Consider the following 24,882-nt stretch of genomic DNA (forward strand, 5'->3'; position numbering starts at 1 on the left):
TTAAAGTTGTTTAAACTTTATAAACCACAGCAGCTTTCATTTTACAACACATTAGTTCACTTAAGTAAGTTTGTTTAAAAAAAGTCTACATAAGATGAAAATCAAAGATTTTCACAAAGCTTAGGTGTACTTATTATGCATAAGGCCTGGCTCTAAAAAACTTAAGTGGTTAAACTTTTGTGGTTAAAAATAATCAATATAAAAGTTTAAACAACTTCATTAATACATTTTACTTTTTACATTGTATTTTATACAAATTAAAGTATTTTAGTAGTATGAAAATTTATACAAAAACAGGAGATAAGGGTCAAACGGCACTTTATGGTGGAACAAGAGTTTCCAAAGCCAGCGCCAGAGTAGACAGTTATGGAAATATAGATGAGCTGAATTCATTCATCGGGATTGCAAAAAGCCATATTGAAGATGAAGAAGTATTGAAACAACTGAAGAAAATACAGTTTGATTTATTTACAGTCGGTTCAGAAGCTGCTACCCCTGTGGATAAACTGATGTTGGCGAATGGAAAATCGCGTCTTCCTATTATTATTTCTGAAATAGAAATTGAAGAATTGGAACAATGGATGGATGCTTTTGATGAAAAACTGGAACCTCTTCAGTATTTTATCCTTCCCGGAGGAGGAAAATCAGCTACATTTTTACATGCAGCAAGAACTATTTGCAGAAGAGCGGAACGTTCATTGGTATTTTTAAATGAATCAGAAGAAGTACGTCCTGAATTAATCAAATATTTGAACAGACTTTCAGATTATCTTTTTGTGTTGGCAAGATATATTTCAAAATTGAATAACGAATCGGAAGAATACTGGAACCCGAATGAAAGATAAAGTATTACTTTTCATCAATGGGGATGCTCCAAAATCTTTTCCCAATTTGGAAAATTATGGTTTAATCGCTTGTACAGATGGTGCTTTTCATTATCTGAAAAGAATGAATTTTCCATTGGATAAGCTGGATTTTATTTCCGGAGATTTTGATTCACATTCCGGGTCTGATGAAAATATTTATGAAGAAAGGTTTATCCATACGCCGGATCAGAATAACACAGATTTTCACAAGGCATTGGATATTATTGTTGAAAAAGGATTTGAAAAAATAGACGTTTTTGGAGGAAGTGGAGGAGAACAGGATCATTTTTTAGGAAACCTAACTGTTGCCTACGCCTTTAAAGATAAAATGGATTTGAAATTTTATGATGAATTTTCAACTTATTATTTCATTCCAAAGAATTTTATGATAGAAGGTGTGAAAGACAAAATGATTTCATTATACCCTTTCCCTTTTGTAGAGAATGTTACAACAAAAGGGCTAAATTGGCCTTTGACGCACGGAAGTTTAAATATCACTTCAAGAATAGGAACACGAAATTTTGCTGTTGAAGATGAGGTTTCTATTGAATATGAAAAAGGAGATTTATTGATCTTTATCGGGAAAAATTATCTTTGATTTGAAATAAATATCAATGATTGTATCAATAGAAACAGGCTTAGCCGTTTTATAAAAAATAAAGTTCGCTTGGATTTAGCCAAAACTTAATACTATTAAAATTTTCATGCCTTTTGTGGCTAAACAAAAATCTCTTGAATACATTAATCAAAATACCGCTTGTCTCCATTTCATTATTCTGTGTTTTTTCATGCAAAACACAATATTTTGAAACACCTGAATATGGCAAAAATGAGACGGAAAGAAGTATTAATATTAAAAAGGTTTATAATTTCAGAGCCGTAGGAAATATTAAAAATAAAGATGGACGAATCCTAAAACAAGGTGCTTTTTATAGAAGCGGCCATTTTTATAAACTTCAAAGCAAATCTTTTGATCAAATTGAAAACTTAGGAATCAAAGAGATTATTGATCTTCGAAATTCCAAAGAAATAGCTCAGAAACCGGATCATCTTCCAAAAAATATTATTTATAAAAATTATTCTGCCTTTGAAGATGAAGGAGACCAGTTGGATCAGGCTAAAAAGCTTGTTTTAAAAGGAAAAGTAAATGGAGCTGATGCAGACAAAAGAATGGTAGATTTTTACCGAGAATATGTTACTGAAAATCCGGGAGTAATCAAGAAAATTATTACAGAAACTTTAGAGTCTAAAGAACCGGTTCTTTATCATTGTACAGCTGGAAAAGATAGAACCGGAATCATTACAGCATTAATTTTAACCATCTTGAAGTTCGATAAAGAGACAATTTATAATGAATATCTTTTATCTAATAATTATAGAAAAGACCTTGTAGAGAATAGGCTTCGATTGGCCAATAACCTACATTTTGTATATCCCAAAATGGATATACAGGTTTTAGAAAAATTAAGTTGGGTGGAAAAAAAGTATCTTGATGCTGCTTTTGGGGAGATCAATAAAAAGTACGGTTCAACAGATACTTATATTGAAAAGGCTTTGGGAATCTCCGAAAGCAAAAGAAAGGAGTATATTGAAAAGTTTACGTATTGATATTTGGGTTGACTTATCTTTTTAAATAATATTGAATTAGAAAATTAAAAATCCCTGATCTTATCAGGGATTTTATGGGTTAATTTTTAATTACCTTTTTGGAGATTTCTCCTTGATCAGTATAAATCTTTAGAATATATATGCCTTTAGGCAGAGAGGAAGTATTGACTTGTGCTTTGCGGTCATTTTGTTGAATATCTTGTTTGGAAATTACACGCCCCACCATATCGATAAATTCTATATTCTTTATCTTGTTTGTAGTATTAATGTAGATTAAATCTTTAGCAGGATTAGGGAATATAGATAAGTCTGTTTTGACAGCCTCATTGACTGCTAATTGGGAGCAATTTAAAATAGCCGCAGGTGGCATATCAAAAGCTTCAGTGCCATCTGTGCGTGACGCAGAAGTCCCTTGATTAGCACTATACCCTAAACCTCTTTTTGCAAAAGCTTTCCATATATCGCATTTGTTTTGGCCGCCATATAAAGCATCATCAGCTTGTAATATAGCATTCCGTCCATCTACAAATCCAGGATTGGGCACTCCCATTTTCATCCCTTGTATAACCAGATTCAGAGAAATATTATTACCTCCGGTTGATCCTTTAATATCCGGATTAAAACCATATTTATTGACTAAAGCCCAATGCATTTCCCATAGCATAAGAGCCCATAAATACCCGGTAGGATGTTCTAAATTGGCCCCAGCACCTATTGTCTTTAAGTAATCGTATGTATGAGGGTTTACACTTATATCTGTTGTGTAAGGAAGTACACGCAATCCACCACCACCGAAGGCGTACTCACCCATGTTAATCTGGTCAGTAGAAACTTGACTTGGTTTTTGAGTAAGGTTGATGGCAAAATAATCACCCCATCCTTCTCCCATTTGCTCTTCTCCGTTTTGGGCATTATTCATTAAGCGTTTGCTTACTGCATGGGTGTATTCGTGTAAAATAACCTGACTGTCTAAGCTTCCATTTCTTTTTGTGATCGCAAAACCTATTGCAGGGAGTATGGATGTTACGGTTTGATTATTATTTAATGCCGTACGGATCTGATCACCAATTCCTTTATTGACCCCAACTACGGGTATGGATAGGCTAGGGTTAACAATATCAAGAGTATTAGGCAGATCGCTTGTTGAATTATTAAGGATAACGATGCCTTTGGGATTGAAGTTTTTTATATTATTTACCTTAGCGGCAAAGTTACAGGTACCTCTGTTAACAGCTACAATTTTATCTGAAAAAGCTGATGAATTCATGGGTGCTTCACAACCGTCGTTAGGGTCCCCACCGGCCCCATCATTATATAAAACCAGATCTCCGGTAACATTGGAAGTATTGTAAGCAAAGCTATTGTTTCCTATGCCACCCGGATACGCTCCAGTAAGTGTTCCACTAGGAATCTTCAATACTCCTGCATTATTAGGAGTTTCGAAAGTATAAAAAAGAGCTGTAGGATTTTTTAAAAGTGCAGAATATCCCATTACTGCATTATTGATTTGTTTATTTTGTCCTAAGCCAGAAGTAGTAAACCCTATTAAGTTATACCCCTCTCCTTTATCTGCCTGAAAGCTCCCTGCAGCAGGATTGAAACCATGATAATGAAGTACATCATGAATGAAATTGGTAGAGTAAAACATTTGAGTATTAGCGAGGTCTTTGTAATTTACTGGATTATAGTTGGTTGAAGTTCCGGGGTTGGGGAAATCAAATACATAATTATTACCTTTTGACTCTTTTTTGATATATGTTGTATTTAATAAAATAAAAAGTTGAAAAGTAGCTATTAAGTCACTGAACTCCCCATTTTCATCATATCCTATGTGTGAATTGTTTCCGATGGTATATTCATCGGTTATTGCAGGATTATTCGTTAAAGCATAATTTAATGCTTTGTGCCATCCGTCTGATGAAGCTTGCGGATCAGCAGCGTTGGTGAGCATAGTGTAATTATGGTCGAGTGGACTGTTAAAATTAGCTGGAACTACATTATATGATCCATTAACTGTAAAAAGATTGTTTTTATATTCCTTGGTTATCCATTCAAAATCCTTTGGGTTATTTTGGTACACATTATTATTTATAAAGTCGGGTTGGAATGTACATGAATTAATAATAGGAGTCTTTGACAGCATGTCTCCGGTATTGGCATCAATTATTGCTTCAAAAGAAGAGGCCTGATGTTCGTTTTCCTTGGTCAGTCCGGAATTGCGAATTTCAGTTAGTAAAACCCAAGCTAATTTCAATTGATTGTTATCATTGTAATAAACAAGACTAGTTGGCATATTTTCAACAAAAATTACATCATTACCTGTTGATTGCTGTTTCAGCTGATTTACATTTTTTTTAACATCTGCTATGCTTTTAATAAGAATAAAGTTTTTTCCTGATTTTTGAGCAAATTTTTCAATCGCGGATGTTGCTTTTAAATTTGGCGAGGTAGCTGGATTCTTATTTTTGGATAGAGAAATAAAGTTGTTGTTGAAATTTTCTACTTTCCCATTTTTAATGGAAAAAGTTCCAAAAGCCTCATGAATTGGAATATCATTAATTTTCTGTTGTACTTTTACGTATTCAATACCATTTATAGTTTCGTGATCATTCAATACATTGTAATCGATTGGATTACTAATTATTCTTTTGTTTACTGCTTCTGTCTTTAAAAAGTTGTTAACAATTTCGAGACGGTTTTGTGCAAATGAACCCATAGAAAACAGGACAATGTGCAAAAGTAATTTTTTTTTCATGTGTATTTTTTTAGGCTCATAAGTTATGTATAAAAAAATGAATTATCAAAAAAAATAGCTTTTAAAATGATTGTTTTGTTTGTATTTAATTTATTTATTGAATTATTATTAATTTTTTATTTATTTCGATGCGAAATATTTATGTTTTTTATTTTTCTCTAATAAAGGATTAATTATTTTAATTGTAATAATTTGATTGTCAGCAGGGTATTGCTTAATTGTGTAATGTGAGTAACTTGAAAGATATCTGAATTCTTATCAATAGCAAAATATGATAAATATTTTGGTAAATATGCTGAATGTTTTTTTTATTGATTAATTAATTATTACTACTAATTATTAATTAATTTCTTACAGAATAGGATGATGTTTTATTTATTATATAGCAAAATATGATAAAATATATTCGTTCAGTTATTATAGAAAATTATAATAATTTTAACACCTAAAAATCAAACTTTTTTAGCAATTTTGCATTTCTTAATTCACTTGTTTAGAAATGAAAATAAAGTACTCGGAACTTATTGATCAGACATTATATTTTCCTACAGAGGAATTTAATGTTTCTGAGAACAATTTGTTGTTTCACGACGTTCCATTGATGGACGTAGTTGAACAATTTGGCACTCCGCTAAAGATTAGCTATCTGCCGAGAATTTCTCAAAATATTCAGAAAGCTAAAAGCTGGTTTAAAGAAGCTTTTGAAAAAACTGAATATAAAAAGAGTTATACCTATTGCTACTGCACAAAATCCAGTCATTTCAACTTTGTATTGGAAGAAGCCCTGAAGAATGATATCTCAATAGAAACGTCTTCTGCTTACGATATGGATATTGTAAAGTCTCTTTATGAAAAGGAGAAGGTAGATAAAAATATTGAAGTGATCTGTAATGGATTCAAAACTGATGATTATCTGACGAAGATTTCAGATATGATCAATAGTGGTTTTGAAAATATTACACCTATCCTTGATAATTATCGTGAACTGGATAAGCTTACGGAAAGTATAGACTCTACATTTAACATAGGAATCAGAATCGCCTCTGAAGAAGAACCTAAATTCGAATTCTATACATCAAGATTAGGAATCGGATATAAAGATATTATTCCTTACTACAGTCAAAAGATTGCTGAGCACCCGAATGCAAGATTGAAAATGCTTCACTTCTTCATCAATACGGGGATTAAAGATACTTCATATTACTGGAACGAATTGTACAAATGTCTTCGTGTATATGCACGTTTGAAAAAAATTGCTCCTGAAGTAGATTCATTGAACATTGGTGGAGGTTTCCCAATCAAAACTTCTCTGAACTTTGATTACGATTACCAATATATGGTAGAAGAAATTGTTTCCCAAATCAAAAAATTCTGTGAAGAGGAAGGTGTAGAAGAACCTAACATCTATACTGAATTCGGAAGCTTTACGGTAGGGGAAAGTGGAGCGAACCTTTATAAAATTATCTCTCAGAAACGTCAAAATGACAGAGAAAAGTGGAATATGATTGACTCTTCTTTCATGACAACACTTCCTGATACATGGGCGATTTCAAGACACTTCATTATGCTTCCATTGAATCGTTGGGAAGATACTTACGAAAGAGTATTCCTGGGAGGTTTGACGTGTGACTCGGATGATTATTATAACTCTGAACAGCATACTAACGCAATTTATTTGCCGGTTTTCAGTGATACAAAACCTTTATATATCGGTTTCTTCCATACAGGAGCTTATCAGGAAACAATCGGAGGTTATGGTGGAGTACATCACTGTCTGATGCCTCAGCCAAGACACATCTTGATTCAGAAAGATGAGAACGGGGAATTGCAGTATGAAATTTTCCGTGAAAAACAGGAACCGGAAGATGTATTGAAACTTCTTGGTTATAAATAATAACCTTGTGATTAATAGGGACGGGCTTTAGCCCCGTTTAATGAAAAATTAAATAAATCTATTGGCTTTAGCCAAAACTTATACAAGACAAAAGCTCTCAGATTCTGAGAGCTTTTGTTATTTAAAAATATTTTGAAATTTTATCAAGTTCGAGGTCTTCATAATCGGAAACTACTGTTTCAGCTAATGTATAATCCTGATTTTTTGAATGTGGGCTTCTGTAAGCCGCACAGAAAATTTTTGCTCTGTGAGCAGCCAAAATTCCATTGGTGGAATCTTCAATGACCATACAGTTTTCTACGGGTTCTCCAGACATTTCAGCTGCCAATAAGAAAACTTCGGGATGAGGTTTTGACTCCTTTAAATCAGCACCACTAATTTTTCCGCTGAAATATTTTTCCAATCCGAACTTTTCAAAAACCATATTGATGGTAGTCATCGTTGCAGACGAAGCTAAGATCAGTTTTATTCCGTTTTCATGGTAATGTTGAATCAATTTTCTAACCCCCGGAATTAAATCAAACTCGTCATCATTATAGAAATAATCTTTGAAGTGAGATCTTTTAATACCTGCGATAGCTTCATGAGTCTGATTCAAATCAAATTGACTGATCAATGTTTCACAAACTTTTTTGGTAGAAGCCCCTGTAAAGGAGGTGTATAAATCTTCGGAAACTGCGATTTCCAACTCATCGAATGTTTTGAAATAAGCTTTCCTATGTAATGGTTCTGTGTCTACAATTACCCCATCCATATCGAAAAGAACAGCTTTTAAAGGCATATTTAAAGTTTTTTGCAAAAATAACTTTTAAAATTTAAACATGAAGAGATTTAAAAATTTAAAAATCAGGATAAAGGTTAATAATTCATAACAGACCGTTCATTACTTATAACTCAAGGAGTATTTTGTATCTTTGTGAAATCATTTAATCTTTCAATCATTTAATTTTTTAATTAATAATTATATATGAAAACATACGCTGGAATTCCCGAAGAAAACGCAACGTTAGAGAATTCAAAAGTAATGTTGGTAACAGTTCCTTATGATGGAACTTCAACATGGGGAAAAGGAGCTGATAAAGGCCCTGAGTTATTCCTAAACGCTTCTGAAAATATGGAGCTTTATGACATCGAAACACAGACTGAACCTTACCTTCAGGGGGTATATTTGGCAGGAGAAGTTTCTGAAAATTCAACTCCTGAGGCGATGACAGAAGCAGTTTATCAAAAAACAAAAGAGCTTTTAAATAATGATGGTAAATTATTTACCCTTTTTGGAGGAGAGCATTCTGTTTCTATTGGTTCTATCCGTGCAGTAGGTGAGAAATTTGAGAACTTAACGGTTCTTCAGTTAGATGCTCATACAGACCTACGTCCTGATTTCCATGGTTCTACTTCTAACCATGCGTGTGCTGTTTTTGAAGCTAACCAAAAGCATAATCTAGTACAAGTGGGAATCCGTTCTATGGATGCTGAGGAAGCTCAGTATTTACCGGAAGGAAGAGTATTCTTTGCCCACGAAATCGCCAATAACGAAAACTGGGTTAATGATGTGTTGGAAAAAGTTTCAGGAAACGTATATATTACGATTGACCTTGATGCTTTTGACCCTTCCATTGCACCATCTACAGGAACACCTGAACCAGGTGGATTACAGTGGTATCCTACATTGGAATTATTAAGAAAAGTATTTGAAAAATGTAACGTAGTGGCTTTTGATATTGTAGAATTAATGGATTCTCCAATGGCTAAACCAACAGCTTTCTTGTCTGCTAAGTTATATTACAAAATGCTTGCTTACTACGATATTTATAACAACAACTAATATTCCGCAAGAATCGGATTTTTTCTGCCGTATATTCTTTGGAAATTTGTGAGGTAAAATAGAATTAAAATGTCCACACAAAATCAAATAGATTACAACAGAATTGCCAAAGCGATAGAATATATCCAGAGCAATTTTAGGCTTCAGCCAAGTTTGGAGGAAGTGGCAGAGAATATTCACTTGAGTCCGGCTCATTTTCAGAAGATCTTTACGGATTGGGCGGGAACAAGTCCGAAAAAATTTTTACAGTTCATCAGTCTTGAGCATGCTAAAAATTTATTGAAGGAAGAAAAAGCAAGTTTATTCGATACGGCTTACGAGACCGGATTATCCAGTACAAGCAGACTTCATGATCTGTTTGTGAAAATAGAAGGAATGTCTCCGGCAGAATATAAAAACGGTGGAAAAAATCTGGCGATCAATTATAGCTTTTCTGAAAGTCCTTTTGGAAATGTCTTGGTAGCTTCTACTGAAAAAGGGATTTGCCATATGGCTTTTGAAACCGATAAAGAAACAACATTAGGGAATTTAAAACATAAATTTCCTAATGCTTCTTTTTTTGAAAAACAAGATATTCTTCAAAAGAACGCATTGTCCATATTCGATAAAGACTGGACAAAACTCAACACAATCAAACTTCATTTAAAAGGTACCGATTTCCAACTAAAGGTTTGGGAAAGTTTATTAACGATTCCTATGGGCAAACTGTCTACTTATGGTAACCTTGCTGAAAAAATAGGAAATCCTAAGGCTTCGAGAGCTGTAGGAACGGCTATAGGAAGTAATCCTGTGGCATTTCTTATCCCTTGTCACCGTGTGATCCAATCGACGGGTCATCTTGGCGGCTACCGATGGGGAAGTGATAGGAAGCAGATGATTGTGGGCTGGGAGAGTTCGCAAGTTTACTTGTAAACTGAAACAATCTGGTGTTTTAAAAATGATACAGAAGCATTAAGTTTTGGTTAAAGCCAATAGATTTATTTAATTTTTTATTAAAGGGGCTGTTTCCAAAAGTGTCATTCTGAACATAAACTGAAAGTTTACGAACGTAGTTCAGAAATGGAGTGAAGAATCTCAAACAACTGATCATTAATGAGATTCTTTTGAACTGCGTTCGCAGACCTTCAGTCTGTGTCAGAAATCGAAGATTCGACGTAGTCAATGACAAAATCCGGATTGTTTGACTTTTGAGAACCTCTTCCTATTGATCAAAACGATTGTGTTATTTGTGAAATTATTCGTGCCATTTGTGTTTAATAAAAATGCTTATTTATTAGAATCATCTCATCTTTTTACAAGAATATTATGCAGAGTTTATTCGAAGATATATCAGATTATCCTTTAAACATACTTCCGCATGACGGAAGTGTTCATTACTATGGAAAAGTTTTTTCAAAGGAGAAATCCGATTTTTATTATGATTATTTGTTCAATCAGATCCCATGGGAAAATGATGAAGCAATGATCTTCGGAAAACTGATTTTAACGAAACGCAAAGTTGCCTGGTTCGGAGAGAAACCTTTTGAGTATACCTATTCAAAAAGGACTAAACATGCGAAATATTGGACTCCGGAATTACTGGAATTAAAAAAGAAATGTGAAGAAGTGACAGGAGAAACTTATAATTCCTGTCTGCTTAACTTATATCACGACGGAAGTGAAGGTATGGCCTATCATAGCGATGGTGAAACAGATCTTAAAAAGCATGGAGCTATTGCTTCCCTGACCTTTGGAGCAGAGAGAAAGTTTTTATTCAAACATAAAAGAACAAAAGAAAAGGTAGAAATATTCCTGGAAAACGGAAGTTTGCTGGTGATGAAAGGAACGACCCAGGACAACTGGCTTCACAGACTTCCTCCAACCACTAGGGTAAAGACCCCAAGAGTAAATCTTACTTTCAGAACAATTGAAGAGTAAAAACTTCAATAATCTGTTAAAAATTAGCCTTGTCAAGATATTAAAACTTGACAAGGCTGCTTCTGCCAACAAAAGTGAGCAGACCAAGAGTAAATCTTACCTTCAGGACCATTGAAGAAGAAAAACTCTCGCAGATTGAGCAAATCACGCAAATTCTAACGCAATCATTTGTGGATCTGCGTCATTTGTGGTAAATAAACTTGCTTTTTAGAGCAAGGATCTGCACAATCAGCGAGAGATCAAAAAAACGCTGTTCAAAATGAGCAGCGTTTGTAATTTATTTCAAGATATCAGCTTCAATAGAACTGTCATCGTATATTTTGATGAATGCCTTGGTATAATCTTCTTTTGTAGCAAAATTCGGATTATCCAAGAACTTCTGTGGATTGATTGCAAATAATGGGAACCATGTACTGCTGATCTGAATCTGGATTTTATGTCCTTTTTTGAAAGTATGGACAACATCCTGAAGTCTGAAGTTCACAGCGGTTTTCTGATTAGGAATTAAGGCTTCTCCTTTTTCTCTTGTATTTCTGAATCTTGCAGGCATGATTTCACTTCTGACCATTTGATGATAATTTCCGTAGATCACACCATCTTTCTTTTCCAACGGTTTAAAATCTTCAGGATAAACATCAATTAGTTTCACGGCAAAGTCTGCATCCGTAGAAGAGGAGGCAATATTTAATTTTGCCATGATCTCTCCGGCAAATGTGATATCTTCAGTCAAAACATCGGTTGTAAACGTTAAAACATCAGGTCTTCCTTCTGCAAATCTTTGGTCTTCCGACATATAGTTTCTTGGGGTAAAACCGTTGAAATCTTTTAAATGATCGGAGCTTAATACAGGATTATTGGGATCACTGTAATATTCAGAATAGCCCTGTCCGGAGGTTTTCTTTAATGTCTTATCAGATAAATAAAAATTAACTTTTTGTGCATTTTTTGGTGGATAAGAAGTGAACTCTTTCCATGCTTTAGCACCTGTGTCATACATCAAAGCTTCGGGTAGCCCTGCATCTTCCTTGGTATTTCCTTTTAAATAATGATTGAAGAATTTCGTTTCCACATTTTTCTGGTAATAGGTAGCAATGCTGTCTCCGAAATAGGTTTCACTATGAAAATGTTTTCCCTGTTCCTGTGACCATCCACCATGAGAGAAAGGCCCCATTACAATTGTGTTTTTTGCTTTTGGGCTGTTTTTTTCAATGGTTTTATAAATATTAAGTGGTCCTGAAAGGTCTTCTGCGTCAAACCATCCTCCGACAGTCATTACCGCATGACTGATATTTTTAAGATGGGGAAGAAGACTTCTTTTTTGCCAGAATTCATCATAATTGGTATGTTCCATAATTTCTGTCATAAAGAAATTATTTTTGTAATATTTCTCATAGCCATCTTTCAATGTACCCAGGTCTCTGTAGAATTTTAATCCATCTTCAGAGGTTTGTTTGATGAAAGAATCCATATACCAGGCTTGTTGTTCCGGTTTGGTTTTTTGAACTCCAAAAACCGGAAGAGTTCTGAAATATCCCAGCATAAATCTTCCGTTGTGAAGGAAATCATCATTCCAGAAGTCGGAAATCGGAGCCTGAGGAGATGAAGCAACCAAAGCAGGGTGTTGTGCCAAGGTTCCTACCGCTGTATAAAACCCGGGATATGATGTTCCAAACTGTCCTACTTTACCATTGTTATCTTTCACATTTTTCAATAGCCATTCGATCGTATCATAGGTATCTGTGCTTTCATCAATATCTTTTTTTGTCTTACGTTCCACTTGCGGAGTCATGTTGGTAAAGGTACCTTCACTCATATATCTTCCACGTACATCCTGATACACAAAGATGTATTTGTCTTTCATAAGGTAAGTATTGGGACCTATTTTGGTTTTATATTCGTTTTCACCATAAGGAGCAATGCTATAGCAGGTTCTCTGCATCAGGAATGGATATTTGTTTTTATTGGAAATATCTTTCGGAATGTAGACTGCTGTAAAAAGTTTAACTCCATCACGCATCGGAATATAAAATTCTTTCTTGGTGAAATTATCTTTAACAAAATTATCTTTTTGTTCCACTTTTTGGGCTTTCCCCAGAAAGAAAAAGAGAATAAATAAAACTGAAATATGGATTTTCATAAAAAAAATTTACGGCTAATTTAGAAATAAAAATACTCTTATTATAGCTTACCATATGAATCTTCCTTTAAAAATGGAATATGAATATATTTTTATTGAGTAAACATTATAAAATTCATCATTAGCGTCTAAAAAGAATAAGATCTTTATTATTCCGATTTTGAAAATAATATCTGTAAAAGGATAGTGGAAATATATAGGGTTGGATTCCTGAATTACAATATTCGTATGTATCATATTATTGAATGATGCCAATTGCTTTCTGTCATTCCGGTAGGAATCCAAACTGCATAATTTATTTTACTCTTTTTTATAATAAGATCGCGTAGATTTTGATTTACAATTGAATATGAGATGATTGATTCATTTTCGGCTCACAATGGTGATGAAAAATAGCCGGGAAACTCCCGGCCATTATCTAGAAAATATATAAAAGTATGGTGTTTACATTTTTTTACCTGCAAATTTGTTCAGTTTCATACTAAGGGAAAACATGATATATCGCTTTAAAATAAGATCTTCACGGTCTTCGTAATAAGAATCGGTGATGGTTCTTCTTACACTTTGATTTTGATTTAATACATCATAAACCTTTACTTTAGCTGTAAATTGTTTTTTGAAGAACGAATATCCTAAACTCGTATTCCAGAAATAGAAGTCTTTTTTAAAGCCCGGGGCAATATTGGAATTGGTATTATATTCAAAATCATTTCCGAAAATAAACTTGCTTTGAAACAGATAATTGGTCAATTCTAGTTTTAATGATTGGTTGGCGGTATTTATCCTGTCTACACTGTAATTGGTATAATTTGAAAAACTATATCCGAGCCTGTATGAAGGTTTTATGGTCATTTTATCTTTGATTTCATAAGTAAGATTCAGGCCGGGATTCAAATTGTAAGAGTTGCTTGTAAATGCCTGTCCATTAATAAAACCATTGTTATATGCATAATTCATATTGAATCTGGGACTAATGGTTAGTTTATTGCTCTTCCATTTAAACGTTTTACTGAAACCTCCACCGGCATTAAGGCTTTTATTTCCGCTTACATTATCATATGTCACAACTTGCTTTCCGGCATCATCATATTTGGTGAAATTAATAATATCATTATTTCTGTAAGTAAAACTGATGTTTACATAATAACTGAGATCTTTTACTTTATTATAATTATTGAAGTATAAAGAAAGATTATTACTCCATGTATTTTTTAAATCAGGATTTCCGGTATAGGTAACCAAAGGGTTGGATTCATCTCTATAAGGAGTTAGTTGTTCTGCCGTTGGAATAGTAAAATTAGAGTAATTATACACACTCAAATTTTTTCCTTCAGCAAGCTGGTAATATACATTGATGTTATATCCAGGTAGGGCAAAATTTTTCTGAAGATCATATTGTTGCCCGTTGAAGATAGAGTTTACTTTCATATCTGAAATATCGAGATATGCGGAAGCCCATAGGTTCAATTTCTTTTTGCTGAGCTGATAGGTGAATTCGGGGGTAATCTGATTTACCCTTTGCTTCATATTATTGGACAAAAGCTCGTTATACTTTGAGTATTGCCCTGTAGCATTATCAAAATCGTTAACATCTCTTATATCTCTGGATGACTTCGAACCATATTGAAGTTCAAAGCTTACGGTTGCAGAATCCGAAATAGGTTCGGTATAGCCAGTATTGAAATTAAAACTATTGTTTTGACTTTTATTTTTAGTCAATTGATCCCGATTATCAGTTGTATTTCCTGAATCCTGATAGAAATTATTTTGAGATTGATTCAAGTTATCTCTTTTAGTTTCAGATAAGGTCGTATTCATATTGACAGACATGGAGCGCCCTTTTTTTCTGAATTTTTTTGAGAAATAAATATAGGGATTGAATGCATTACTTTCTGACTGATTATTCGAGTAAGACTTACTTTCATTTAACAAAGCATTGTCTCTCAAGGTAGATGATTGAGAATTATTGACCGTAAAACCACTGCTTTTAGTAAGTCTGGGTGCAATATAGATGCTTGTCAAAGAATCTAATTTAATTCTGGCAGAAGCATCAAAACTATATTGTTTAGCTTCATTTTCACCATTGTTCTCGGATTTGGTCTGAAGAGTATAGTCAGGAAGAAGAGTGGTTCTTGAAACTTTGGATTTTGTTTCTGTATTTGAATCGGAATGCATGATACTGAAAGAATCCAGATCGGCATCTTTACCAAATTTATCACTATAGTTTAAACCAATGGTGGTAGACCTTTGAATTCCTTTTGTACCTCCACCTTGGCTATAATAAGTAGTGTTTCCTATAGTAGACACGGATCCACCCTGCATCATCCATGCATTTCTTCCATTTCCCATACTATCAAAAACTTCATCCCGGGAAAACCCCTGAGAATTGATATTATTGGAGGAAGCCAAAAGACTGATTTTAGTATCCCCTTTGAAATAACTTAGGAGTCCGCTTACTTCATACCGTTTATCTGATCCATAGCCAACGGTAAGCCTTGATATTAACCCTTTATTTTTCTTTTCGTCAATATTAAAATTAATGGTAGTATTCTGAGATTTGGCTGTTTTTCCACTCAGCTCCTCTTCCTTTGTTTTGGTTGTTGTAAACTGAATGTTTTTAATAATGTCGGCCGGAAGATTTTGCAATGCAATTTTACCATCCTTGTCGAAGAAAGGCTTTCCGTTAATCATAATTTGGTCGACATCCTTCCCGTTGACGGTTATTTTTCCTTCATTGCTAATCTCTACACCGGGAATCTGCTTCAAAAGTTCTTCTATTTTACTATCAGGACGTACTTTGATTGCAGCGGCATTGAATTCAATGGTGTCTTTTTTTATTTTTACCGGAGATACGGTAATTTTTACCTCATCAATAGCATTGACAATATTTTTTTTCTCAAGTTCAATATCACCTAAAGATTGTGGACTATTTATTTTCTCAAATTTTTTGGAATAAGAAGATAATTTTTCTGCATCAATTTTCAGAATGGAAGGTTCTTTCACTTCATCAATTTTTAGTGAAAATTTACCTTCTTTATTGGTGGCAGTATAATTAATGATTGAGGAATCTTTTTCTTTTAACAGATATACCGTAGCATTTTCTATTGGTTTTTTTTCGAAGTTGGAGACCTTTCCGTCGATGTGTAATTTTTGAGCATGTACTATCAGAACACTGAGGATCAATGTTAATAGTAATAATTGTTTTCTCACGTAGTTTTTATTTAAGGGTAAAAATAAAGAAACATCCCAAAATTGGGATGTTTCTTCGTAAATATTTTGAAAAAATATTTTTTATAAAATTATGCTCTCAAATATCTTGAATAAGCATATCCTTCCTGACCATCAGCGGTTTTTACTTTCCACCAGTCATCAGAAGTTTGTTCAATTAAAGTTACAGATGAACCTTTCGCAGCTTTACCTACAACAGCAGCTTCAGTAGAAGGCTCTTGTCTGATATTCAGGTTAGACTCGTCAGTAGCCACAGTTAAAGAAGCTCCTGAAGAAAGACCTGCAACTTGTACATCAATATTGATGTCTGAAGCAGAATACGTAGAGTCGATAGCTCCTAAAGCGTTCCATACAGCATCTTTAGCAGCTGTGTTGGAAGCATTTCCTGAAACATATAAAATACCATCTTGCTCCTGAACCTGAAGATTTGAAATTCCTGCAGACTGTGCTGCTGAAACTACGCTTGAATATTTATCTTGTAATTCGCTCATCTTAAATTATTTTACAATTAGGTTATTGTTATATTTCCCGATTTTCAAAGCATCAACAGATTCTTTGATTTTTCTTGCCTGTTGACCAGAAACATTTCCTGTTAGAGTAAGTTGTCCGTTTACAACCTCTACTTTTACAGTAGGGAAATCTTTTACTGCATCCTGAACTTTCTTCTGAACAGCAGGATCAACAGCAGATTTAGTATCAACTGGTGCAGGTGCCGCAGCGATAGTAGACATATCCATTACGTCTTTTACCCCATTGATTGCTTTTAGTTTTGCAATCATCGCATCTTTAGACTGTTGGTCTGCAAAAGTTCCGCTTAAGTGAGCTACACCTTCTTTTACTTCAACAGAAGCACCGGGATTAGAAGTTACTACAGTTGTAGCCTGAGTCTGAAGGTCGGCATCAGAAATTTTCTTTTTACAAGAAACCGCTCCAAAAGATACAGCTACAGCTAATGCAGCCATTGCGATAGTTTTTTTCATATTGTATATTTATTAATGTTGTTATACAATCAAATGTAACAATAAAATTTGTACCAAAGGAATAAAAATTCAATAAATGTTTCTTAAATTTTTTGCAATATTTTCTAAACCAGGGAATTAATTTTTATGTTTCAAAAACTTAATATAGGATTAAACCCAATTTGAAGAAAATCTTCTGTCAATTCAAAAACCATTATATTTGCGCAAATTGAACTATATATATGAAAGGACAAAATAAACTTTTTATAGCGATTGTCATTGCCCTTGTTCTGGGAGTAGGAATCGGAGGCATAGTACACGTGAAATATCCGGAAAGTGCAGAACCTTTTTCCAAGAACATTAAATTATTGGGAACTGTTTTCATCAGGCTTGTACAGATGATTATTGCACCTTTGGTTTTCACTACTCTGGTGGTGGGAATTGCTAAAATGAGTGATATCAAAATGATTGGAAGGGTAGGAACAAAAGCGATGCTTTGGTTTATTTCCGCATCTTTGGTTTCACTTTTTATCGGATTGATGTTGGTGAATTGGCTGGAGCCGGGACATGTAACCAAGCTGCCAATCCAGGATGTGGCTTCTGCTGATGAACTACTTAAAAGCAGCAAAAGTTTTTCTATGGAAGACTTTGTAAAGCACATGATCCCTAAAAGTTTATTTGAAGCTTTTGCAACCAATGAAGTGTTGCAGATTGTTGTATTTGCCATTATGTTTGGGGTTGCTTTGGCTAACTTGGGAGAGGAATATTCTCAACCTGTTGTAAAGCTTTTCGATATTATTGCTCATGCGATCCTTAAAATGGTAGGGTACATCATGTGGTTTGCTCCTCTTGGAGTTTTAGGAGCAATTGCAGCAGTAGTGGCTACCAATGGTTTTGAAATATTTAAAGTATATGCCATCTATCTGAGAGACTTCTTTTTTGCTATTGGAGTTCTTTGGTTAGTCCTTTTATTAGTGGGGTATCTGATCTTAGGAAACCGTCTTTTTGATTTATTGAGAAGAATTAAAGAGCCATTATTGATTGCATTCTCTACAACAAGTTCAGAAGCGGTATTTCCGAAATTAGTGGAAGAGCTTGAAAAATTCGGATGTAACAGCAGAGTAGTATCTTTTATACTGCCTTTAGGATATTCCTTCAACCTGGATGGAAGTATGATGTATATGACTTTTGCTTCTATTTTTATTGCACAGATTTACGGGATTGAAATGACCCTTGGTCAGCAGATCACGATGTTATTGGTATTAATGCTTACTTCAAAAGGAATTGCAGGGGTTCCAAGAGCATCATTAGTAATTATTGTAGCTACTTGTTCTATGTTTGGAATCCCACCAGAAGGTATTGCTTTGATTTTGCCAATTGACCACTTCTGTGATATGGGAAGAAGTATGACAAACGTACTAGGAAATACATTGGCTACTTCTGCAGTATCGAAATGGGAAGGACAATTAACCGAACCTTTGGATAAAGTTTAAATACAAAATTCATGAGTTTAAAGAACTTAGAATCATATAAAGGCCATATTCATGAATATGGCTTTTCTGTTATCAATCGTGTTTTTTCTGAAGAAGAAGTTGAAAAGATACTCAACGTTCTAAACAGTATAGATACTTCAAGGGAAAACTTCAGAAAGTCCGAAGATCTCTTCGCTATTAGACAGTTTTTAAAAGAAATTCCGGAAATTAAGAATCTTGTTTTTAATGAGAATATTAAAAAAATTATCAAAGAAATTTTCGGAGAACATTATTTTGTAGTAAAAAGTATTTATTTTGATAAACCTGAAACTTCCAATTGGTATGTTGCTTATCATCAGGATTTAACAATTTCCGTTGATAAAAAATTAGAAATGTCAGGCTTTGGCCCATGGACCACTAAGCAGAATCAGTTTGCTGTACAGCCTCCCTTGAATGTTTTAGAAAATATTTATACAATTAGGATTCACCTGGATGATACGGATGGAAACAACGGTGCATTAAAAGTGATTCCTAAATCCCACGCCAAAGGAATCTATAGACCGGAAACTATTGATTGGAATATAGAAACTGAAAAAATATGCGACGTGGAAAAAGGTGGCATTATGCTCATGAAACCTCTTACACTTCATGGTTCAAATCGAACCACCAATGGAAAAAAAAGAAGAGTCATTCATATTGAGTTTTCAGATATGGAACTTCCGGAAGCTTTACAGTGGAGTGAAAGGATGAATTAATAAAAAGTAAAGCCCTGCGAGTTCTCGCAGGGCTTTACTTTTTATGGCTGGAAACTGGAAGTCACTGAAAGACTAAGATTAATACTTAGGAGTATTTTATTAAATTTTTGAGGGGTTAAATTTTCTAACAAACCAACCTCAATAAGTAAATTGTCAAATATAACTTCAAGCTTCCAACTTTCAGTCTTATGACTTATTTTACAGAAATCTCATCAATAAAGATATATGCCTCTCCATTGGCCCCTTGATGCCATTCCGGAAGTTTTCCGAAATAGTAGGCTTTAACTTTGAGATATTGGGCCTCGGTAGGAAGAATTTCTGCTGAGAAATTTTCAATCTGAACTTTTTCATCTTTTGGATCTACCGTATTATCAATTGTTTTCAGAAGAATAAAATCCTTACCATTCATGGAAGCATAATATTCTACTTTTTTAGGCATCAGGATCCATGCTTTGCTGTCCTGAAGATAGGTCGAGGATAGTTTGGTGATCTGTTGAGGAGATTTAAAATCAATAATCGCTTCGAAATTTTGTCCCTGATAACCTTGCCATTCTCCTTTTCTCCAATTGATATCTCCTCTGATCCCATCAATAAGTGCCAGTTTTCCGTTTGCAGTATATTGAGGAGTTGCTTTTGAAAGCGTATTGATATCCCAATAATTGGGTCTTCTGTTGAAATTAGCTACCGTAACTGAACTTTTTTCACCATTTCTTTCTGCATAAGCGGTAACCTGTGTGGTTTTACTGATAGAAAATGCACCTTTATAAGGAATGAATGTTTTCCTTTTGTTAACATCACTTTCATCTATGGTCATATAGTATACTTTATCTCCCGAATTCAATGGAGTGATCTCTACTTTAGTAGAAAAATCAAAGATTCTATCTGCTGCGATAACAGGAGAGGCTGTAAGTGGAGTATATTTAAAATTCTTTGTGGCTTTTATATCTTCAAACCCTAATTTTTTAAGTTCAGTTTTGCTTGTATTCTTGGTAATGATTTTTGTAGAGCCATCCTCAAGGTGAATTTTAATTTCATCAAAATAAGGAGTAGTTGTCTCCCATTCAGGCAATCCGGGAGTCACGGAATAGATTCCCATTGCACTTAAAACATACCATGCACTCATCTGGCCGCAGTCTTCATTTCCAATTAACCCGTCCGGCGTATTTTTGTAGAAATTATCCAGAATATATTTGATTTTGGTGTCTGTTTTTTCCGGTTTATCTACAAAATTATAAAGATATGCGATGTGATGGCTTGGTTCATTTCCCTGTGCATATTGACCCATTAGACCTGTGATGTCTACCTGCTCTCTTCCGGTAGTTTTATCCGGTGCAGAAAAGATGGCATCAATAAATTGTTCAAACTTTTCTTTTCCGCCATGAGCGGCGATAAGTCCCGGAATATCCTGTTGTACAGAATATGAATAGTGCCATGAATTTCCTTCTGTATAATTGTTATTTACCTCTCTCGGATCAAAAGGTTCGTACCAGTTTCCGTTTTTTCTTGGCTGCATGAAACCGTTTTTAGGATTATAAAGGTTTTTCCAATTTTGAGAACGTTTCATGAAGTATTGATAATCTTCTTTTTTATTTAAAATTTTTGCCATTTGGGCAATGCACCAATCATCATAAGCATATTCTACCGTTTTGGAAACGCTTTCAGATTCATCGTCCATGCTGATATAGTTATTCTGTTTGTAGGCGTTTAAACCGAAAATATCCAGCATAGCGGAATTTTTAGAAGCCTGAAACGCCTTTTCATAATCAAACCCTTTAATTCCTTTTGCCATAGCATCGGCAATGACGGAAACAGCATGGTAGCCAATCATACATTCTGTTTCATTGGACGCCAGCTCCCATACGGGAAGTTTTCCTCCCTGTTCGTATTGTTTGATAAAAGTATTAATAAAATCAGCTGTTCTTTTTCTATCAATTAAAGTCATCAGAGGATGGGCACCTCTAAAAGTATCCCAGAGTGAAAATACCGTATAATAATCGAAGTCTTTAGCAGTGTAAAGTTTGTTGTCCCGTCCTCTGTATTTACCATCAACATCCATATTGATGTTAGGTTGTGTAAAAACATGATATAAAGCTGTATAAAAAACGGCTAATTTGTTTTTGTCATCAGACTTAACTTCTATTTTTGAAAGTTCTTTTTCCCAATCTGTTTCGGCTTGTTTTTTTATCGTTTCAAAATTTACTGATTTCCCTTCTGCCAGCATATTTTTTCCGGCTCCTTCATATCCGGTTGGAGAAAGCGCCACTTTTACATTGATTTTTTCTCCTTTTCTGACATCTGTTGAAAAGGCTAAAGCCAGTTTTGTTCCTGTGAAATGATTGTTTTCCTGTTTTCCGTTAACTTCTTTTTTTGAAATTTTTACAGGTTTTGAAAATTCAATTCTGGCATAAATATATTGATTGGTAGCCCAAGCCTCGCTTCTTCTGAAAACTTCGATCGTTTTATCATCAATGATTTTCACTTCACCTTCCAATAGCTTATCTCTGTGGTTGAGGTCCAGGATAATGTTGGCATTTCCTGCATTATTGAAAGTATATTCATGATATCCAACTCGTTTGGTAGTGGTAAGACGGACATCGATATTGTTTTTATCTAGTTTAACGGCATAAAATCCTGCTGTAGCTTTCTCGTTTTTATGAGAAAATTTTGAAGAATAATCTTTATTACTCAAGCTTGGATTGCCCATTGTTGGCATCAACATAATATCTCCATAATCTGAAACTCCTGTTCCGTTGAGGTGAGTATGGGAAAAACCATAAATCACAGAATCGGAATAATGATAACCGCTGCATCCGTCCCAGCTTCCATCAATTCTTGTGTCGGGAGATAATTGTACCATTCCGAAAGGAACAATAGCTCCCGGAAAAGTATGTCCGTGACCTCCGGTTCCAATGAAAGGATTAACGTATTGAGAATAGTTTTGAGAGTAGATGATTTGAGTAATCAATAAAGAAAATGCAATCAGCCCCTTTTTCATATCATAATTTTTATAATAGCGAATATATCGAAAAACAATAAGATAGATGTAATGATGAAGAGAGAAGGGTTGTCTTATTAAAAACTATTAGAATCAATGAAAAAGATATTTCTTTCTATGACGATGTTGTTGTCTATGTTGGCATTTTCTCAAACAATAACAGGAAAAATTTCACAGGCGGGAGATGCAGTTTCTTATGTTGAGGTTATTGCCGTAAAGGGTGAAAAAAAGCAAACTGCCATTTCTGATGAAAAAGGAAATTACTCATTGAAGCTTTCTGAAACCGGCAATTATAATGTTAAACTTATACAGGATGGTATAGAAGTATCCAATACAGATGTTTTAATACAGGGAGATATGAAACAGGATTTTTTCATTGAGAAAAAAAAGGAAAAACAACTTGAAGGGGTCACGCTTACTGCCAGAAAAAAACTGATAGAAAGAAAAGCAGATCGTTTGGTTTTCAATGTTGTAAATTCTGTTGCTTCTCAGGGGATGGACGGGGCGGAGGCTATGGCTACGACCCCGTTGATTAAAGTGGATGATAATTCCGGAATTTCAATTGCAGGGAAAAGTGGGGTAGCCATCATGATCAACGAGAGAATACTGAATCTTTCGGGCAGTGAACTTGTTACTTATCTTAAAAGTCTCCGATCTGAAAATATTGAAAAGATAGAAGTGATTACAACCCCGCCGGCGAAATATGAAGCACAGGGAAATAGTGGACTGATCAATATTGTTTTAAAGAAAAATCAAAATCTGGGATGGAGCGGAAGTCTTACAACCAGCTTGCAACAGCAAACTTATACGGGAACTTCAAACAGTGTTACGATTAATTACCAAAATGAGAAGTTACGTTCATCACTGAAATTAAGACAGAATAAGTATGAAAAACATTCTTACGAGAATTACAGAATAGAGGGCGTAAATGGTCTTAAAAGCTCTGATGACCGAAGAGATTTTGGAGATGGGCTTGGGGCTAATCTGAGTATTGATTATCAATTGAACCCTAAATCTAATGTTGGGTTTATCTATGATTACGGATTTGGGCATTCTAATATGGATATTATGAATACTTCGGATTATTTTCAGAATGGAAATTATATGAGTACGTTATTGACCTCTGCTGAACATAGAGCGAAAAGTATGCAACAAACAATCAGTGCTTATTATGATGTGAAATTTGGAAAACAAGATAATAAATTGAGTATCACAGGAAATTACTTTTCCAATATTCCTAAGACGATTATTGATTTTACAACGAGAGAGAATTCTGGAGATCAGTTTACGGTAAAATCACCTTCGATAGTTGATTATAAAATTTATTCCGGTCAGGCAGATCTTACATTACCTTATCAGTTTGCGAAGACAGAAGCAGGTGTGAAGTTTACCAATTTTGATAACAATTCGGAGATTTTTTATCAAAATCTGACCAATGGAAACTACGTTACAGATCCTGAAAAAAGCAATGAATTCAAATATAATGAAAAGAATTACGCAGCCTATATCAGCTTTGAAAAATCTTTCAATGAAAAATGGTCAGCAAAAGCAGGACTTCGTTATGAATACTCTACCGTGACCGGGAATTCTCTGAGGTTAGGGCAATTTTCTGAAAATTCTTACGGAAAGTTCTTTCCTACAGCATATATTTCTTATAAAAGTAATGAAAGTAATACATTCAGTTTTACCTATTCAAAACGAATCAACAGACCTGGTTTCAGGGCAATTAATCCCTACAGATGGTATATTAATATCAATTCCTATTTTACAGGAAATCCTTTTCTGAAGCCTTCCTTTAATCATAATTTTGAACTTTCGTATGTGTACCGGGGAAAACTATCGGCATCTGCCTATTTTCAGAGAACCTTGGATGGATTCAGTCAGATTGTCAATCTTAACGGGGAAAACAGGATCAGTACTTTTGCCAATTTCTTTAATCAGAATAGTATGGGAATCACTCTTAATTATTCAGATACTTTTTTTAAACGTTGGGAAGCCAATTATTCTGCGGATCTTTCTTATATGAAAACACAGGTTTTTGCTACTAATGCAGCTTCCAGACAGGGAAGTGGATATGATTTTGATTTTCAGAATAATGTTTCCCTTACTAAAAACAAAACGGTTCAGTTTGTTTTAAATTATTGGTTTCGTCTTCCATCAAATTTTGAAAAGGTGCATTGGGAATATACAGGAAATGTAACGGCCGGTCTTAAACTTAGTCTCATGGAGAAGAGTCTTCAGGTTAATCTCCTTGTTTCAGATATTTTCAAACAATCGCGAAGCAGAGGACAAATTTTTTATACAACAGGGACTCATTCTTTTAATAATTATTATGATGCGAGAAGACTTACGTTATCGGCAACCTATACTTTTGGAAATAAAAAAGTGAAAGGAGTGGATCGTAATGTGAGATTTGACGAAAAGAACAGAGCGAATTGATAAATCGGTATGCTTTAAATATGTTAAAATAT

General features: G+C 34.3%; 17 protein-coding genes. 10 read left to right on the forward strand and 7 right to left on the reverse strand.

What is annotated here, in order from left to right; genetic code table 11:
• Positions 1–275: 275 nt before the first annotated feature.
• The 3 genes from CW752_RS10485 (at position 276) to CW752_RS10495 (ending at position 2,474) form a co-directional block, all read left to right on the forward strand.
• Positions 276–845 (forward strand): cob(I)yrinic acid a,c-diamide adenosyltransferase, encoded by a 570-nt coding sequence (locus tag CW752_RS10485; protein WP_101239657.1) that lies wholly within the window; start codon positions 276–278, stop codon positions 843–845.
• The gene (locus CW752_RS10490; RefSeq protein ID WP_101239658.1) at positions 835–1,464 is read left to right on the forward strand and encodes a thiamine diphosphokinase; all 630 of its coding nucleotides are present in this window, start codon (positions 835–837) and stop codon (positions 1,462–1,464) included. The genes CW752_RS10485 and CW752_RS10490 overlap by 11 nt, the downstream gene beginning before the upstream one ends.
• A gap of 134 nt (positions 1,465–1,598) precedes the next feature.
• A complete protein-coding gene (locus CW752_RS10495) occupies positions 1,599–2,474 on the forward strand; it encodes a tyrosine-protein phosphatase (RefSeq protein ID WP_101239659.1) in 876 nt (291 codons plus the stop codon).
• Between the two features lie 79 nt (positions 2,475–2,553).
• On the opposite strand, the gene CW752_RS10500 is transcribed toward CW752_RS10495, so the two are convergent.
• Positions 2,554–5,229 carry a M36 family metallopeptidase gene (locus CW752_RS10500; protein ID WP_101239660.1) on the reverse strand — a complete coding sequence of 892 codons (2,676 nt, stop codon included), beginning with the start codon at positions 5,227–5,229 and terminating at the stop codon, positions 2,554–2,556.
• A gap of 499 nt (positions 5,230–5,728) precedes the next feature.
• On the opposite strand from CW752_RS10500, the gene CW752_RS10505 reads away from it, so the two are divergent.
• Positions 5,729–7,123: an arginine decarboxylase gene (locus CW752_RS10505; protein WP_101239661.1), complete on the forward strand. Its 1,395-nt coding sequence runs from the start codon at positions 5,729–5,731 to the stop codon at positions 7,121–7,123.
• A 121-nt stretch (positions 7,124–7,244) separates the two neighbouring features.
• Here CW752_RS10505 and CW752_RS10510 read toward each other — a convergent pair whose 3' ends face one another.
• Positions 7,245–7,904, reverse strand: a complete 660-nt coding sequence (locus tag CW752_RS10510; protein WP_101239662.1) for an HAD family hydrolase — start codon at positions 7,902–7,904, stop codon at positions 7,245–7,247.
• A gap of 186 nt (positions 7,905–8,090) precedes the next feature.
• On the opposite strand from CW752_RS10510, the gene speB reads away from it, so the two are divergent.
• The 3 genes from speB to CW752_RS10525 all read left to right on the forward strand — a co-directional run bounded on the left by speB (position 8,091) and on the right by CW752_RS10525 (position 10,865).
• Positions 8,091–8,948: an agmatinase gene (gene speB, locus CW752_RS10515; RefSeq protein ID WP_101239663.1), complete on the forward strand. Its 858-nt coding sequence runs from the start codon at positions 8,091–8,093 to the stop codon at positions 8,946–8,948.
• A 69-nt stretch (positions 8,949–9,017) separates the two neighbouring features.
• On the forward strand, positions 9,018–9,860 hold the full coding sequence (locus CW752_RS10520; RefSeq protein ID WP_101239664.1) for a bifunctional helix-turn-helix domain-containing protein/methylated-DNA--[protein]-cysteine S-methyltransferase: 843 nt from the start codon (positions 9,018–9,020) through the stop codon (positions 9,858–9,860).
• A gap of 393 nt (positions 9,861–10,253) precedes the next feature.
• The gene (locus CW752_RS10525) at positions 10,254–10,865 is read left to right on the forward strand and encodes an alpha-ketoglutarate-dependent dioxygenase AlkB family protein (protein WP_101239665.1); all 612 of its coding nucleotides are present in this window, start codon (positions 10,254–10,256) and stop codon (positions 10,863–10,865) included.
• 277 nt (positions 10,866–11,142) lie between these two features.
• On the opposite strand, the gene CW752_RS10530 is transcribed toward CW752_RS10525, so the two are convergent.
• The 4 genes from CW752_RS10530 to CW752_RS10545 form a co-directional block, all read right to left on the reverse strand.
• On the reverse strand, positions 11,143–13,002 hold the full coding sequence (locus tag CW752_RS10530; protein ID WP_101239666.1) for a CocE/NonD family hydrolase: 1,860 nt from the start codon (positions 13,000–13,002) through the stop codon (positions 11,143–11,145).
• Between the two features lie 444 nt (positions 13,003–13,446).
• Positions 13,447–16,212: a TonB-dependent receptor gene (locus CW752_RS10535; RefSeq protein ID WP_101239667.1), complete on the reverse strand. Its 2,766-nt coding sequence runs from the start codon at positions 16,210–16,212 to the stop codon at positions 13,447–13,449.
• An 89-nt stretch (positions 16,213–16,301) separates the two neighbouring features.
• The gene (locus CW752_RS10540; RefSeq protein ID WP_101239668.1) at positions 16,302–16,721 is read right to left on the reverse strand and encodes an SH3 domain-containing protein; all 420 of its coding nucleotides are present in this window, start codon (positions 16,719–16,721) and stop codon (positions 16,302–16,304) included.
• Between the two features lie 6 nt (positions 16,722–16,727).
• On the reverse strand, positions 16,728–17,210 hold the full coding sequence (locus CW752_RS10545) for a BON domain-containing protein (protein WP_101239669.1): 483 nt from the start codon (positions 17,208–17,210) through the stop codon (positions 16,728–16,730).
• 221 nt (positions 17,211–17,431) lie between these two features.
• Here CW752_RS10545 and CW752_RS10550 point away from each other — a divergent pair, with 221 nt between their 5' ends.
• Together CW752_RS10550 and CW752_RS10555 are read left to right on the forward strand one after the other, a co-directional pair.
• The gene (locus CW752_RS10550) at positions 17,432–18,682 is read left to right on the forward strand and encodes a dicarboxylate/amino acid:cation symporter (protein WP_101239670.1); all 1,251 of its coding nucleotides are present in this window, start codon (positions 17,432–17,434) and stop codon (positions 18,680–18,682) included.
• Positions 18,683–18,693: 11 nt separating this feature from the next.
• Positions 18,694–19,416 carry a phytanoyl-CoA dioxygenase family protein gene (locus tag CW752_RS10555; RefSeq protein WP_101239671.1) on the forward strand — a complete coding sequence of 241 codons (723 nt, stop codon included), beginning with the start codon at positions 18,694–18,696 and terminating at the stop codon, positions 19,414–19,416.
• A 193-nt stretch (positions 19,417–19,609) separates the two neighbouring features.
• Here CW752_RS10555 and CW752_RS10560 read toward each other — a convergent pair whose 3' ends face one another.
• The gene (locus tag CW752_RS10560) at positions 19,610–22,411 is read right to left on the reverse strand and encodes a GH92 family glycosyl hydrolase (protein WP_101239672.1); all 2,802 of its coding nucleotides are present in this window, start codon (positions 22,409–22,411) and stop codon (positions 19,610–19,612) included.
• A gap of 96 nt (positions 22,412–22,507) precedes the next feature.
• On the opposite strand from CW752_RS10560, the gene CW752_RS10565 reads away from it, so the two are divergent.
• Positions 22,508–24,850, forward strand: a complete 2,343-nt coding sequence (locus CW752_RS10565; protein WP_101239673.1) for an outer membrane beta-barrel family protein — start codon at positions 22,508–22,510, stop codon at positions 24,848–24,850.
• The last annotated feature ends 32 nt before the right edge of the window (positions 24,851–24,882 follow it).

The sequence above is a fragment of the Chryseobacterium sp. PMSZPI genome (assembly GCF_002835665.1).
Classification (GTDB): domain Bacteria; phylum Bacteroidota; class Bacteroidia; order Flavobacteriales; family Weeksellaceae; genus Chryseobacterium.

Coding starts and splice junctions, on each gene's coding strand:
- speB (WP_101239663.1), top strand. CDS start 8,091: ATGAAAACATACGCTGGAATTCCCGAAGAAAACGCAACGTTAGAGAAT.
- CW752_RS10545 (WP_101239669.1), bottom strand. CDS start 17,210: ATGAAAAAAACTATCGCAATGGCTGCATTAGCTGTAGCTGTATCTTTT.
- CW752_RS10565 (WP_101239673.1), top strand. CDS start 22,508: ATGAAAAAGATATTTCTTTCTATGACGATGTTGTTGTCTATGTTGGCA.
- CW752_RS10500 (WP_101239660.1), bottom strand. CDS start 5,229: ATGAAAAAAAAATTACTTTTGCACATTGTCCTGTTTTCTATGGGTTCA.
- CW752_RS10540 (WP_101239668.1), bottom strand. CDS start 16,721: ATGAGCGAATTACAAGATAAATATTCAAGCGTAGTTTCAGCAGCACAG.
- CW752_RS10505 (WP_101239661.1), top strand. CDS start 5,729: ATGAAAATAAAGTACTCGGAACTTATTGATCAGACATTATATTTTCCT.
- CW752_RS10550 (WP_101239670.1), top strand. CDS start 17,432: ATGAAAGGACAAAATAAACTTTTTATAGCGATTGTCATTGCCCTTGTT.
- CW752_RS10485 (WP_101239657.1), top strand. CDS start 276: ATGAAAATTTATACAAAAACAGGAGATAAGGGTCAAACGGCACTTTAT.
- CW752_RS10530 (WP_101239666.1), bottom strand. CDS start 13,002: ATGAAAATCCATATTTCAGTTTTATTTATTCTCTTTTTCTTTCTGGGG.
- CW752_RS10525 (WP_101239665.1), top strand. CDS start 10,254: ATGCAGAGTTTATTCGAAGATATATCAGATTATCCTTTAAACATACTT.
- CW752_RS10490 (WP_101239658.1), top strand. CDS start 835: ATGAAAGATAAAGTATTACTTTTCATCAATGGGGATGCTCCAAAATCT.
- CW752_RS10560 (WP_101239672.1), bottom strand. CDS start 22,411: ATGAAAAAGGGGCTGATTGCATTTTCTTTATTGATTACTCAAATCATC.
- CW752_RS10510 (WP_101239662.1), bottom strand. CDS start 7,904: ATGCCTTTAAAAGCTGTTCTTTTCGATATGGATGGGGTAATTGTAGAC.
- CW752_RS10520 (WP_101239664.1), top strand. CDS start 9,018: ATGTCCACACAAAATCAAATAGATTACAACAGAATTGCCAAAGCGATA.
- CW752_RS10555 (WP_101239671.1), top strand. CDS start 18,694: ATGAGTTTAAAGAACTTAGAATCATATAAAGGCCATATTCATGAATAT.